This is a genomic window from Qipengyuania sp. SM2507, assembly GCF_053714505.1.
The window spans coordinates 2,283,433-2,297,609 of the sequence record NZ_CM132307.1 but is presented as its reverse complement, the minus strand read 5'-3'; the positions used below and the strand labels follow the sequence as shown (position 1 = coordinate 2,297,609).

The following is a 14,177-nucleotide window of genomic DNA, read 5'->3' as shown; positions in this document are numbered from 1 at the left end:
GAAAAAGGCATCAAACCAATGCATTAAACGGTATTTGCGGGCCTTTTGCGGGCTTTTCGGGTAAGCCGAATTATCTAAACCTTTGATAATACAATGGAAAATGGCCCGAATGCGATGCCTCTTCTGGGACTCGAACCTCCCACCGCTGAAAACTCAGGAAAAAACTCCACGACCAACGCTGAATCGAACCCCTCCGCTTCGCCCCCTCCTCTTCTGGGCACCATTTTTCTCGACATCGATGCGGCGCTTCTTCACGGGAAGAAGCGCCGTTTTCGTTGGTGCGGTCTTGTCGCCGCGCGCCAGTCGCGCAATGCCGGGGCGAGCGTTTGGGCCTGGCCGTCGGAGGGCTGGGGGGTCACCCCAAGCACCTGCGCGAGCAGCGGATAGACGGCGACATTGTCGAAAATCGGCAGCGCGACGCCCGCACGGAACGCCGGACCCGAGGCGATGAAGAGCGCCTTCATCGCGGGATCCCGATGGTCGTAGCCATGCGCGCCGCCGTCGGGGCTGTAGCGCGGCTCGCCCGCGAGGATCACCCAGCCGGTCTCGGCGAGGCAGAAGATCCCGGGGACGCGGGGATTGGTGCCATAGGCGAAGCGCTCGGGAATATCGTCCTTGCGCCAGCATTCCATGTGGTCGTGTGGCTTGAGCAGGGCCGCCGCGACCTCCGCCTCGCGCCCCGGCTGCGGTTCGAGGCTGAGGAAGGCCCCGTCGCCGATCGTCCGGAAGGCCTCCGGATCCAGCAGCCGGTCGGCGCGGATCACTCGTTCGCTGCTGGTCGCGGCCATGCCGTGATCCGAGGCGATGACGAAATTGACTGGCTGCCCCAGCGCGGCAAGCTCCGCCTGCAGATCGCCGATCCGCGCATCCACTTCGCGGATCGCGGCCATGGTTTCGGGCGCTTGCGGCCCGTGGCGGTGCCCGGCGGTGTCGACTGTATCGAAATAGAGCGTGACGAACTCGGGACGGGCGGCCTGTGGGCGACGCAGCCAGTCCACCACCGAGGCGACGCGCTGCGGATTGGTGATGTTCTGGTCGAAGCGCTGCCAGTCTGTCGGGCGCGTGCCGCGGATGGCGACCTCGGAGCCCGGCCAGAACATGGTCGCGGTGCGGACCCCCTGCTTCTCGGCGGTGACCCAGATGGGTTCGCCGCCATCCCACCAGAAGGGATCGAGCGCCTGGGTGGCATTGCCCATCGAGAAACGCACATCGGGGCGCGCGGCATCTTCCATATTGTTGTCGACGACGCCGTGACGATCGGGCCGCAGGCCAGTGACGATCGTATAATGATTGGGGAAGGTCTTGGTCGGGAAGGAGGGGCGCATCTCGGCGGCCACCCCTGCTGCCGCCAGCGCATCGAGATTCGGGCTGTCGCCGCGTCCGAGATAGTCGGGCATGAAGCCGTCGATCGAGATCAGAATGGTGACCGGCTCCCGAGTCACTTCCACCACCGCTTGCGGCGGCGGGACTACGGCGGTGGTGCAGCCCATGAGCACGAGAAACAGGCTGGCGAACACGGAGCGAAGCATCATCATGGGGTTCCCGGGAGGTCGCGGCGCGGCCTTGATGGTCGCCATCTCGGTCGCCGGTTACAGCGTGACTACAGCTGCGACAACTTTTCCGGTGGCGCGCGACGGGCTTGACCCTCGGCGGTCGGGCGGGAATGGCTGGCAAGCGCGACGGCCCGCTCGAAGGGCCGCGAAGAGGAGCCCGACCGAGCATGACCGACACTGCCGCAATCAAACTGCGATCCTGGCTGTTCGCCCCCGGCGACAGCGAGAAGAAGATGACCAAGGCGGCCGGCGGCGCGGCGGATGTGGTGATCCTCGATCTCGAGGATGCGGTTGCGATCGAGAACAAGCCCGCGGCGCGGGTGGCGGTGGCGGAATTCCTGCGCGGCAATCAGGAGCATCGCAATCGGCTGTTCGTGCGGGTCAATCCGCTCGATGGACCCTATACGCTCGAGGATCTTGCGGCGGTGATGCCCGCGCGGCCGGGCGGGATCATGCTGCCCAAGGTGTCAGGGCGGGAGGATCTGGAAGTGCTCGACCGCTATCTCGAGGCGCTCGAGGTCGCCAACGGGATCGAGCAGGGTTCGACACCGGTGATCGTGCTGGTCACCGAGACCGCGCAGAGCATGTTCCATTGCGGCGATTTCAAGGGCGCGCCGCGGCTGGTCGCGATGACCTGGGGGGCGGAAGACCTCGCCGATTCGCTCGGTGCGAGCGCGAACACCGGACCCGGCGGCCAGTTCGGCTTCACCTATGAGCTGGCGCGCAGCCTGTGCCTGCTGGGTGCAGCGACCGCAGGCGTACCGGCGATCGAGACCATCCAGGCCGATTTCCGCGATCTCGATGCGCTGAAGATGCGCGCGGAGCAGGTGCGGCGCGCGGGCTATCGCGGGATGCTGGCGATCCACCCGGCGCAGGTCGAGGTGATCAATGCGGCCTTCACCCCGAGCGCGGAAGAGATCGACAAGGCGCGCAAGATCGTCGCGCTGTTCGCAGCCAATCCGGGAGCGGGGACGATCGGCTACGAGGGCGGGATGCTCGACCGCCCGCATCTGTCGCGCGCGCAGCAATTGCTGGCGCAGGTCGAGGGCTGATGAGCGCGGGTTTCGCCGACTGGATCGGCCGGAGTGTTACCGCGCGAGATCGCCTTGAGCCAGCGCGCAGCAATGCGCTGCTGGCGGCGCTGGGCGCGCAAGGCGATGGGGCGGTTGGCGATCCGCTGCCGCTGCTGCACCACTGGCTCTATTTCTGGGATGTCCGCCCGCCCGCCGGGCTGGGCGCGGATGGGCATCCGGCCAAGGGGGGCTTTCTCCCGCCGATCCCGCTGCCGCGACGGATGTGGGCCGGGGGACGGATCGCCTTTCACGCGCCACTGGTGCTGGGCGAGGAGGTCACGAAGACCTCTACGATCCTCAGCGTTGAGCAGAAGGACGGGCGCAGCGGGACGTTGGTGTTCGTGACTCTCGAACATGCGATCGCGAATGCCGAGGGGCTGGCGATCCGCGAGGAACAAGATCTGGTCTATCGCGCGGCTGCCGCTTCCGGACCGAAATTGCCTGCACCCGCGCCAGCGCCCGACTGCGGCTGGCGCACCAGCATCGACCCCGATCCGGTGCTGCTGTTCCGCTATTCGGCGCTGACCATGAACGGGCACCGGATCCACTACGACCGCCCCTATGCCATCGGCGAGGAAGCCTATCCCGCGCTGGTGGTGCATGGGCCGCTGCAGGCGACGCTGCTGATGGCGCAGGCGCAACAGCAATTGTCGCAGCCCATCACCCGGTTCGAATTTCGCGGGGAAGCGCCCGCCTTCGACGGAATGGCACTGCATCTGTGCGGCGATACGACAGATGACGGGGCAGGCATGTGGACCCAACAGGGCGACCGGGTCGCCATGCGTGCTCGCGTGATCTGCGGTGGCGGTTCAGTGGGTTAGCGCGGCGATCTCGGCCAGCACCCGTTCCGCAAGGTCGGTACGACAGATCAGCAGATCGGGTATGAAGGTGTCGCGCGCGTTGTAGACCAGCGGCGCGCCGTCGATCCGGCTGACGTGGAGGCCATGCGCCGCGGCAACCGCGGCGGGGGCGCAATTGTCCCACTGGTGCTGACCGCCCGCGTGGAGATAGATTTCCGCCTCGCCGCGAACCACCGCCATTGCCTTGGCACCCGCGCTTCCCATGGGGACGAGTTCGGCGCCGAGCGCCTTGGCCACCGCCAGCGCCTGCGCGGGCGGGCGGCTGCGCGAGACTACCATGCGCGGGGTTGCGGGTGCTTGGGGCAAGGCCAGGGGCCGATCGGAGCGCAGGACGAGGTCGAGCGCGGGGAGCGCCACCGCGCCCACCTGCGCCACTCCGCCGATCGCCAGCCCGATATGGATCGCCCAGTCGCTGCGCCCCTCGCCATATTCGCGCGTCCCGTCGACCGGGTCGATGATCCATACCCGCTCCTTGCCGAGGCGCTCCTCGGTGTCGGCGGATTCTTCGGACAGCAGCCCGTCGTCGGGCCGTTGCTGCGCGATGGCGTGGCACAGGAAGCGGTTGGCAGCCTCGTCGCCCGCATCGCCCAGCGCGCGGCCTGCGATCAGGCCCGAAGCGCGGATGGCGAGCACGATCCGCCCGGCGTGGTGGGCCAATTGCGCGGCGAGTTCGGAATCGTCCATCGAAATCCTGTTATTTCAGCGGCATGATCTGGCGGATGATGTATTCGGCCGCCTCGCCCGGAGTCATCTCGACGGTGTTGACCACGATGTCGGGATTTTCCGGCGCTTCATAGGGGCTGTCGATCCCGGTGAAGTTCTTGAGCTTGCCCTCACGCGCCTTCTTGTAGAGCCCCTTCACGTCGCGCTGCTCGGCGACCGCCAGCGGGGTGTCGACGAAGATCTCGACGAATTCGCCCGCGGGTAGCATGTCGCGCACCATCTGGCGCTCTGCGCGGAACGGGCTGATGAAGGCGGTCAGCACGATCAGCCCGGAATCGGCCATCAGCCGCGCCACCTCGCCGACGCGGCGGATGTTCTCGATCCGGTCGGCATCGGTAAAGCCGAGATCCTTGTTGAGCCCGTGGCGGACATTGTCGCCGTCGAGCAGGAAGGTGTGGCGGTTCATCACCGCCAGCAGTTTTTCGACCTCGTTGGCGATGGTCGACTTGCCCGAGCCCGAAAGGCCGGTGAACCACAGCACCCGCGGCGCCTGGTTCTTGAGGCTGGCGTGGTCCTCGCGGGTTATGTCGGTGGGTTGCCAGTGGACGTTCTGCGCGCGGCGCAGCGCGAAATGGAGCATCCCGCCCGCCACCGTGCGATTGGTCAGCTTGTCGATCAGCACGAAGCCGCCCAGCGTCCGGTTGTCGGCATAGGGTTCGAAAACGATCGGCTTCTCGGTGTGCACCTCTGCGACACCGATCGAGTTGAGCGTCAGCGTCTTGGCTGCAAGATGCGCCATGGTGTTGACGTTGATCTCGTATTTGGGCTCCTGGACGCTGGCCGAGACGGTCTGGGTGCCCAGCTTGAGCCAATAGGCGCGGCCGACCAGCATCGGGTCATCGTCCATCCACACCAGCGTCGCCTCGAACTGGTCCGAGACCTGCGGCGGATCCTCCGCGGCGACGATGACATCGCCGCGCGAGCAGTCGATCTCGTCGGCGAAGGTCAGCGTGACCGACTGGCCCGCCACCGCCTCGTCGAGATCGCCCGAGAAAGTGACGATGCGTTCGAGCGTGGTGGTCTTGCCCGAGGGCAGCACCCGCAAGGCAGCACCCGGGGCGATTGTCCCGCTGGCGACCAGCCCGGCGAAGCCGCGGAAGTCGAGATCGGGGCGGTTGACCCACTGCACTGGCATCCGGAACGGCTTGTCCTGCGCATCGGCGGCATCGAGTTCGACGGTCTCGAGATGCTCGATCAGCGAGGGGCCGGTGTACCAGGGCATGTGTTCCGAGGGGCCGGCGATATTGTCGCCGCGAAAGCCCGAGATCGGCATGGCGGTGAATGTCTCGATCCCGATCTCGGCGGCGAAGCTTGCGTAATCGGCGACGACCGCATCGTAGGTCGCCTGGTCGTAATCGACCAGATCCATCTTGTTCACCGCCAGCACGATCCGGTGGATACCCAGCCTGTGGCACAGGAAGCTGTGCCGCCGGGTCTGGACCAGAACGCCCTTGCGCGCATCGACCAGGATCACCGCCAGTTCGGCGGTCGAGGCGCCGGTGACCATGTTGCGGGTGTATTGTTCGTGGCCGGGGCAATCGGCGACGATGAACTTGCGCCGGTCGGTCGAGAAGAAACGATAGGCGACATCGATGGTGATGCCCTGCTCGCGCTCAGCGGCGAGACCGTCGACCAGCAGCGCGTAATCGAGCTCCTGCCCCTGCGTGCCGATGCGCTTGCTGTCGCTCTCGAGGCTGGCGAGCTGGTCCTCGAAGATCATCTTGCTGTCGTAGAGCAGCCGCCCGATCAGCGTCGACTTGCCGTCGTCCACGCTGCCGCAGGTGATGAAGCGCAGCATGGTCTTGTGCTGGTGGCGGGTCAGATAGGCGTCGATATCCTCGCCCGCGAGCGCATCGGGGCGGTAGGCGTTTTGCGGATTTGGCCGGTCTGAACTGGGATGGTCGGCCATCAGAAATAGCCCTCCTGCTTTTTCTTCTCCATCGAGGAGCCGCCGGCATCGCGGTCGATCGCGCGGCCCTGACGTTCGCTGGTGGTGGTCAGCAGCATTTCCTGGATGATCTCGGAGAGCGTCGAGGCGGTGCTCTCGACCGCGCCGGTGAGCGGGTAGCAGCCCAGGGTGCGGAAGCGGATCGAGCGTTCGACCGGCTGCTCGCCTTCGAGCGGGAAGCGCTTGTCGTCGACCATCACGATCATCCCGTCGCGCTCCACCGTGGGGCGCGGAGCGGCGAAATAGAGCGGGACGATTTCGATCTCTTCGAGCTGGATATATTGCCAGATGTCGAGTTCGGTCCAATTGCTCAGCGGGAAGACGCGGATGCTCTCGCCGCCATTGCGGGTGTGCGGCGCTTTGCGGGTGTTGTAGAGGTTCCACAATTCGGGGCGCTGGTTCTTGGGGTCCCAGCCGTGGCTGGCGGTGCGGAAGGAGAAAATGCGTTCCTTGGCGCGGGCCTTCTCCTCGTCGCGCCGCGCGCCGCCGAAGGCCGCGTCGAAGCCGTGCTGGTCGAGCGCCTGCTTGAGCCCCTCGGTCTTCCACATATCGGTGTGAAGCGCGCCGTGATCGAAGGGATTGATCCCGCGCTCGATGGCTTCGGGGTTGCGATGGACCAGCAGCTCCATCCCCGCCTCGCGTGCCGCCTTCTCGCGCAGCGCGTACATTGCCTTGAACTTCCAGGTGGTGTCGACATGGAGCAGCGGAAAGGGCGGCGGCGCGGGGTAGAAGGCCTTGCGCGCCAGATGCAGCATCACCGCGCTGTCCTTGCCCACCGAATAGAGCATCACCGGCTTCTCGGCCTCGGCGACGACCTCGCGCATGATGTGGATGCTCTCGGCTTCGAGGCGTTCCAGATGCGTCAGGGCGAGATGGGTGAGGGTACGGGTCATGATGCTCCGGTCCTCTAAATCCTCGCGTCCGCGCGGCGAAACACAGCATTTCTATCAGGCGGCTGCGCGGCTCTTTGTAGCCCCGCCCGGTTTCTACGGCGAGGGACAGACGATTGCAATTTGCCGCGATTGCGGGTTTCTTGGCGCGCAACGCGTCACGCTGGGATTGGTGGATTTCTATGAACGACTGGATCGAAACGGCCCAAGAGGCCTGCACCGCCGCGCGCCTTTATCGCGACGCGGTGCGGGCCGCGACCGCCGCTCTGGTCGCCCCCGATGGCCGCCCCGACCCCGAGCTGATCGAGCGTGAGCAGCGCCGCGTCCACGGTTTCGCCTGGATCGGCACCAGCGTCGCCGCGCTCGAGGCGGTCGCCGATTGGGCGGAGCGGGTCGAGGCCGCGGGTCGCTTCGGCGAAGTCGAGCAACTGGCGCTGGCGATCGGTTTCGGCGAATATTGCCACCAGCTCACTTCCGCGCTGCCGATGAGCCAGAGCGAATTCGTCCGCCCCGCAGAGCTCGGTGTTGCCGATGCGGCGCGCAGCCTCGCCGAGGACCCCGCGGTGCGGCGCTTCCTCGCAGAAGGCAGCACCGCCCGGCACCGGGCCGCGCTGGCGGGCCACCTTGCCGAGGGGCGCGTGCCCGACGAGGGTTTCGACGACGAGACGCTCGACATGATCCGCGGCCAGTTCCGCGCCTTCACCGCCGATCGTATCGCTCCGCATGCGCAAGCCTGGCACCTCGCCGATGCGCTGATCCCGATCGAACTGGTCGACGAGATGGCAGCGCTCGGCGTGTTCGGGGTCTGCATCGACGAGCGCTACGGTGGGCTGGGGCTGGGCAAGCTGGCGATGTGCCTCGTCTCCGAAGAGCTGTCGCGCGGCTGGATCTGCGCCGGGTCGCTGGGCACCCGCTCGGAGATCGCCAGCGAGCTGATCGGCGAGAACGGTACCGAGGAGCAGAAGGCGCATTACCTGCCGCGCCTCGCAGACGGCTCGATCCTGCCCACCGCGGTGTTCACCGAGCCCGACACCGGCTCCGATCTCGCCTCGGTTCGCACCCGCGCCGTGCCCGACGATGCGGGCGACTGGCGGGTCCATGGCTCCAAGACCTGGATCACCCACGCCGCGCGCGCCGATCTGATGACGCTGCTGTGCCGCACCGATGCTGACACGCCGGGTTATGGCGGGCTGTCGATGTTGCTCGCCGAAAAGACCCGCGGCAGCGAGGGCGATCCCTTTCCCGACGAAGGGCTGGCGGGGGACGAGATCGAGGTCCTCGGCTATCGCGGGATGAAGGAATATACGCTGGGCTTCGACGGTTTTGCGGTGACCGGCGCGGCGCTGCTAGGCGGCGCCGAAGGGCAGGGGTTCAAGCAGCTGATGCGCACCTTCGAGGGCGCGCGGATCCAGACCGCGGCGCGCGCCATCGGGGTCGGCTGGCACGCCTTCGATCTTGCGCTCCGCTATGCCGGCGAGCGGCGCCAGTTCGGAAAGCCGCTGATGGCTTTCCCGCGCGTGGCGGACAAGCTGGTGCTGATGGCGGTCGAACAGCTGATGGCGCGCGAGCTGACCTATTCGGCGGCGCGTCACAAGGACAAGGGCGAGCGTTGCGACATCGAGGCGGGAATGGCCAAGCTGCTCGCCGCGCGGGTCGCCTGGGCCAATGCCGACAATGCGGTGCAGATCCACGGAGGCAATGGCTATGCGCTCGAATACGAGGTCAGCCGGGTGCTGTGCGATGCGCGGATCCTCAACATTTTCGAGGGCGCGGCGGAAATCCAGGCGCAGGTGATCGGGCGTGGGCTGTTGGCATCGCGCGAAACCGCCTGACCATGCGATCCGGCGAGCGCCACGCCCCACCCGGCGATGCCCGCTGGCGCTGGCCCGCACGAACGCCTAGTCTCATATTGCAACCGAGATTCGCGTCCCAAGATCTGAGGGAACGCATACAGGAATCCGCTGACACAAACGGGAGAGAGAGATGACCAAGACCTATTCCAATCTGATCGACGGCGAGCTCGTCACCACCGCGGGGACGATGGACGTCATCAACCCCGCGACCGAGGAGGTCGTCGGCCAGGTCCCCGCCGCGGGCAAGGACGAGCTCGATCGCGCGGTCGCCGCCGCGCGCCGCGCCTTCCAGAGCTGGAAGAAGACCACGCCGGAGGAACGCCAGAAAGTGGTCCAGGCCATCGCGGCGACCATCAAGGAAAACGCCGACGAACTGTTCCGCCTGCTGACAAGCGAGCAGGGCAAGCCGCACAACCAGGCGCAGCAGGAAATCTACGGCGCTGCCGGGCTCGCTGCGGCGCAATCTACGCTGCGGCTCGAGGATGTGATCAACCAGGACGACGACACACGCCTGTCGCGGACCCGCCGCGTGCCGGTGGGCGTGGTCGGCGGGATCGTGCCGTGGAATTTCCCGATCATGATGGCGATCCAGAAGATCGTGCCGGCGCTGGTCGCGGGCTGCACCATCGTGTTGAAGCCCTCGCCCTTCACGCCGCTGACAACGCTGCGCATCGCCGAACTGATCAAGGATGTCGTGCCCGCCGGCACGGTCAACATCATCACCGGCCCCGACGAACTAGGCCCGATGATCACGAGCCACCCCGGCATCGACAAGATCACCTTCACCGGCTCGACCGCGACCGGCAAGAAGATCATGGAAGGCGCGAGCAAGGACCTCAAGCGCATCACGCTCGAGCTGGGCGGCAACGACGCCTCGATCGTGCTCGCCGATGCCGATGTCGAGAAGGTCGCCGAACAGCTGTTCTGGTCGAGCTTCTCCAACGCCGGGCAGGTCTGCATCGCCGCCAAGCGGATCTATATCCACGAGGATATCTACGACGACCTCTCCAAGGCGATCGCCACCTACGCCAAGACCGTGAAGGTCGGAGACGGCGCGCAGCAGGGCACCGGGGTCGGTCCGATCCAGAACAAGAAGCAGTTCGAGCGCGTCTGCGAGCTGATCCAGGACGCCAAGGACCAGGGCTACCAGTTCCTCACCGGGGGCGATGTCGATCCGTCGGGGACGGGTTATTACGTGCCGATCACCATCCTCGACAATCCGCCCGAGGATGCGCGGATCGTCGCCGAGGAGCAGTTCGGCCCGGTCATGCCGCTGATGAAATTCGCAACCGTCGACGAGGCGATCGAGCGCGCCAATGCTTCGGAATACGGGCTTGCCGGCGCTGTATGGACAGCCGACACCGAAAAGGGCGTCGAGGTCGCGGAGCGGATGGAAACCGGCACGGTGTGGGTGAATGAATTTATGCACCTCTCGCCCTTCGCGCCCTTCGGCGGGCACAAGCAGTCGGGCATCGGCGCCGAATACGGCATCGATGGCTTGAAGGAATTCACCTATCCGCAGGTGATCACCATCAAGCGCGACGCCTTCGCCTGACGCGCGCGCGACATACAAAAGAAAGGGGCGGCCAGTGTGCCGCCCCTTTTCGTTTCCGCCTTGATTCCGGGCGAGCCCGGTGCGCTCAGGCGCCCGTGAACGCGGGCTTGCGCTTCTGGAGGAAGGACATCGCGCCCTCCATCGAATCCTGGCTCATCCCCGCCTCGCGCTGGCCCTGCGCTTCCATCAGCAGCGTGGCGGTAAAATCGCTTTCCAGCCCGGCGCGGATGTTGCGTTTCATCAGCCCCAGGGCGACGGTCGGGCCATTGGCGAGCTTCTCCGCCAGCGCCTCGGCCTCGGCGGTGAGCGCCTCGTCCTCGACGCATTTGTAAATCAGTCCGATCCGCTCGGCTTCCTCGCCGTGGATCTTCTCGCCCAGCATCATCATCCGCGTCGCCTGCGCGGTGCCGACCAGCCGCGGCAGCATCCAGCTCGACCCGCCATCGGGCACCAGCCCGATGTTGACGAAGGCCTGGAGGAAATAGCCGCTCTTGCCCGCGATTACGAAATCCGCCGCCAGCGCGATCGAACAGCCGACGCCGGCTGCCGGGCCCTGCACCGCAGACACTACCGGGACCGGCACGCTCGCGAGCGCCTGGATCATCGGGTTGTAGTGCCGCTGGAGCGAGGTGAAGGCGCGGTCGCCGCCGGTGATCGGCCCGGTTCCCGACTTGTCCGCATTGGCCGCGAGATCGGCGCCCGAGCAGAAGGCGCGGCCTTCGCCGGCCATCAGCACGGCGCGCGCGCCGTCGAGATCGCGCAGCGCGTCGAAGATCTCGTCCGCCATCTGCGGCGGGCAAGCATTGAGCCGCTCGGGCCGGTTGAGCGTCAGTTTCAGCACATTGCCGGCGCGGGTGGTGGTGATGGTCTCGTAGCTCATGGCGCTCTCCCGGGCGTCTGGTGATTGGTTTCGATAGCGAACTTATCGCCACCCTATCGGCGCGGGCGAAAGGCGCAAGCCGCGCGTGGTCGGTGGTATCGGCCCGTCAGCGGTTCTGGCGGCCTTCGACCAGCCGCTCGACCAGCGAGGGGTCGGCCAGCGTGGAAGTGTCGCCAAGCGCGCCGAATTCGTTCTCCGCGATCTTGCGCAGGATGCGGCGCATGATCTTGCCCGAGCGGGTCTTGGGCAGCCCGTCGGTGAACTGGATGTGGTCGGGCGTGGCGATCGGGCCGATCTCCTTGCGGACATGCTGGCGCAAATCCTCCGACAGCGCGTCCGAGCCCTCCTGCCCGGCATAAAGCGTGACGTAGCAATAGATGCCCTGACCCTTGATGTCGTGTGGACAGCCGACCACCGCCGCCTCGGCGACGGTATCGTGGAGGACCAGCGCGCTCTCGATCTCGGCGGTGCCCATGCGGTGGCCCGAGACGTTGATCACGTCGTCTACCCGGCCGGTGATCCAGTAATAGCCGTCCTCGTCGCGGCGACAGCCGTCGCCGGTGAAGTATTTGCCCATATAGGTGCTGAAATAGGTCTGCACGAAGCGGTCGTGATCGCCATAGACGGTGCGCGCCTGGCCCGGCCAGCTGTGGGTGATCGCCAGATTGCCCGCGGCGGCGCCCTCGAGCACCTCGCCCTCGGCATCGAGCAATTGCGGGCGGACCCCGAAGAAGGGCTTGCCCGCGCTGCCCGGCTTCATGGCATGTGCGCCGGGCAGGGTGGTGATCATCGCGCCGCCGGTCTCGGTCTGCCACCAGGTGTCGACCACCGGGCAGCGCTTTTCGCCCACCACCTCGAAATACCAGCGCCAGGCCTCTGGGTTGATCGGTTCGCCCACCGTGCCCAACAGCCGCAGCGAGGAGCGGTCGCGGCTGGTGACATGGCTGTCGCCCTCGCGCATCAGCGCGCGGATCGCGGTCGGCGCGGTGTAGAGGATGGCGACCGAATGCTTGTCGACCACATCCCAGAACCGGCCGTGATCGGGATAATTGGGCACGCCCTCGAAGATCACCTGCGTCGCGCCGTATATGAGCGGGCCGTAGACCACATAGCTGTGGCCCGTGACCCAGCCGATATCGGCTGTGCACCAGAACACTTCGCCCGGCTGATAGTCGAACACATAGTGGAATGTGGTCGCGGTCCAGACGCCATAGCCGCCGGTGGTGTGGAGCACGCCCTTGGGCTTGCCGGTCGACCCCGAAGTATAGAGGATGAACAGGGGATCCTCGACGCGCATCTCGGCGCAGGGGCAATCCTCGTCGCTGGCCAGCTCGTGCAACCAGCGGTCGCGGGGTGACTCCATCGCGGTGTCGGCGCCGGTGTGGCGCACCACCAGCACCCCGTCCACCGCGACGCCCTCATGCGCCAGCGCAGCATCGACATTGGCCTTGAGCGCCACCGGTTTGCCGCCGCGCATTCCGCCATCGGCGGTGATTACGAAGCGGCTGTCGCAGTCGACGATCCGCCCCGCCAGCGCTTCGGGCGAAAAGCCGCCGAACACCACCGAATGCACCGCGCCGATCCGCGCGCAGGCGAGCATGGCGAGCACGCCCTCGACGATCATCGGCATGTAGAGCGTCACCCGGTCGCCCTTCGCGACGCCCAGCGCTCTCAGGGCATTGGCCATCCGCACCACTTCGCCATGCAGCTCGCGATAGGTGAGGCTGCGGCTCTCGCCATTTGGATCGTCGGGTTCGAAGATCAGCGCGGTGCGATCGCCCTTGTCCGCCAGATGGCGGTCGACCGCATTGTGGCACAGGTTGAGCGTGCCATCGCCGAACCATTCGATGAACACCGGGTCGTAAGACCATTCGCCGCCCAACGTAGGCGGGGTGAACCAGTCGAGCCGTTCGGCCTGTTCGAGCCAGAATGCGTCGGGCTGTTCGAGCGAGCGGCGGTAGAGCGCCTCATATTGTTCGGTTGTGCAATGGGTCGCGCTGTTGCTGCGCGGGGGCTGGACGAATTCGTTCATGACCACTCTCTCCTTGGGGCTGAGCATAGCGGCTCGCGCGCGCGACGAAAGCCCGGGCGAAAGGAGGTCAGGACGAGGCGCCGCGCGCCAGTTCGATGATCCGTTGCATCAGCCGCCGGGTCTCGGCTAGCTCCGCTTCGCCAAGCTTGCCTTCGACCACTGTTTCCAGAGCGCGTTCGAGCGAGAGCGCCTCGTTGAGGATATCCTCGCCCTCGGCGGTGGCATCGGAATCCGGCTGGTGCCGGGCGTAGCGACCGGCGAGGAACAGCAACGGCGCCACGGGACGCGCCTCGAATTCGACCACTTCGCCCACCAGGATGATGTGGTCGCCGCCCTCGTATTCGTGGCGGGTGCGGCATTCGAACCGCGCTGCGAATTCGGGGAACACGGGCGAACCGAGTTCGCCGCGCAGCCATTCGATCCCGTCGAACTTGTCCGCGCCAGAGCGCGCGAAGCGATCGGACAGCGCGCGCTGGGAGGCGGCCAGCACATGGACCGCGAAATGCCCGCTGTTGGAGAAGGCCTCGCGCGACAGCGAATTCTTCGCCAGCGACCAGAGCACCAGCGGGGGATCGAGACTGACCGAATTGAAGCTGCTCGCCGTCACCCCGACCGGCTGCTCATCGGCTGCCATCGTGGTGGCGACGGTCACGCCGGTTGCGAAAGACCCAAGCGCATCGCGGAACTCGCGTTGCAGCTCGCTCATCTGGGGGCTCGGGTGGGATTGATCGGCATGGATGGCATGTCGGCTCGCGGTGCCGCTTCGCGGGGCGAAAGACAACCTTTTTGCGCGGACAAGCCATGCAGTTG

General features: G+C 66.4%; 11 protein-coding genes. 4 read left to right on the top strand and 7 right to left on the bottom strand.

Translation table 11 applies throughout. The features are described 5' to 3' along the window. Window positions 1-251 precede the first annotated feature (251 nt). Window positions 252-1,532, bottom strand: a complete 1,281-nt coding sequence (locus ACWIKC_RS11305; protein WP_454599489.1) for an alkaline phosphatase family protein — start codon at window positions 1,530-1,532, stop codon at window positions 252-254. Between the two features lie 188 nt (window positions 1,533-1,720). Between ACWIKC_RS11305 and ACWIKC_RS11300 the strand changes: the two genes are divergently transcribed. Beyond that, window positions 1,721-2,605, top strand: a complete 885-nt coding sequence (locus ACWIKC_RS11300) for an HpcH/HpaI aldolase/citrate lyase family protein (protein WP_454597602.1) — start codon at window positions 1,721-1,723, stop codon at window positions 2,603-2,605. Beyond that, window positions 2,605-3,447: an FAS1-like dehydratase domain-containing protein gene (locus tag ACWIKC_RS11295; RefSeq protein WP_454597601.1), complete on the top strand. Its 843-nt coding sequence runs from the start codon at window positions 2,605-2,607 to the stop codon at window positions 3,445-3,447. The genes ACWIKC_RS11300 and ACWIKC_RS11295 overlap by 1 nt, the downstream gene beginning before the upstream one ends. Here ACWIKC_RS11295 and ACWIKC_RS11290 read toward each other — a convergent pair. The 3 genes from ACWIKC_RS11290 to cysD are packed head-to-tail and all read right to left on the bottom strand — an operon-like array spanning window position 3,436 to window position 7,050. Continuing rightward, window positions 3,436-4,170 (bottom strand): 3'(2'),5'-bisphosphate nucleotidase CysQ, encoded by a 735-nt coding sequence (locus ACWIKC_RS11290; protein WP_454597600.1) that lies wholly within the window; start codon window positions 4,168-4,170, stop codon window positions 3,436-3,438. The genes ACWIKC_RS11295 and ACWIKC_RS11290 overlap by 12 nt on opposite strands. A 10-nt stretch (window positions 4,171-4,180) precedes the next feature. Continuing rightward, window positions 4,181-6,118, bottom strand: a complete 1,938-nt coding sequence (cysN, locus tag ACWIKC_RS11285; protein WP_454597599.1) for a sulfate adenylyltransferase subunit CysN — start codon at window positions 6,116-6,118, stop codon at window positions 4,181-4,183. Continuing rightward, a complete protein-coding gene (gene cysD, locus ACWIKC_RS11280; RefSeq protein WP_454597598.1) occupies window positions 6,118-7,050 on the bottom strand; it encodes a sulfate adenylyltransferase subunit CysD in 933 nt (310 codons plus the stop codon). Before cysD ends, cysN begins: the two co-directional genes overlap by 1 nt. A 179-nt stretch (window positions 7,051-7,229) precedes the next feature. Between cysD and ACWIKC_RS11275 the strand changes: the two genes are divergently transcribed. Together ACWIKC_RS11275 and ACWIKC_RS11270 are read left to right on the top strand one after the other, a co-directional pair. After that, window positions 7,230-8,879: an acyl-CoA dehydrogenase family protein gene (locus ACWIKC_RS11275; protein ID WP_454597597.1), complete on the top strand. Its 1,650-nt coding sequence runs from the start codon at window positions 7,230-7,232 to the stop codon at window positions 8,877-8,879. A gap of 151 nt (window positions 8,880-9,030) precedes the next feature. Further along, window positions 9,031-10,455 (top strand): aldehyde dehydrogenase family protein, encoded by a 1,425-nt coding sequence (locus ACWIKC_RS11270; protein ID WP_454597596.1) that lies wholly within the window; start codon window positions 9,031-9,033, stop codon window positions 10,453-10,455. Window positions 10,456-10,540: 85 nt separating this feature from the next. Here ACWIKC_RS11270 and ACWIKC_RS11265 read toward each other — a convergent pair whose 3' ends face one another. The 3 genes from ACWIKC_RS11265 to ACWIKC_RS11255 form a co-directional block, all read right to left on the bottom strand. Continuing rightward, entirely contained in the window at window positions 10,541-11,335 is a 795-nt protein-coding gene (locus ACWIKC_RS11265) for an enoyl-CoA hydratase-related protein (protein ID WP_454597595.1), read from the bottom strand. Between the two features lie 106 nt (window positions 11,336-11,441). Next, window positions 11,442-13,367: an acetate--CoA ligase gene (gene acs / locus ACWIKC_RS11260; RefSeq protein WP_454597594.1), complete on the bottom strand. Its 1,926-nt coding sequence runs from the start codon at window positions 13,365-13,367 to the stop codon at window positions 11,442-11,444. Between the two features lie 67 nt (window positions 13,368-13,434). Further along, window positions 13,435-14,073: a flavin reductase family protein gene (locus ACWIKC_RS11255; protein WP_454597593.1), complete on the bottom strand. Its 639-nt coding sequence runs from the start codon at window positions 14,071-14,073 to the stop codon at window positions 13,435-13,437. Window positions 14,074-14,177: the final 104 nt, after the last annotated feature.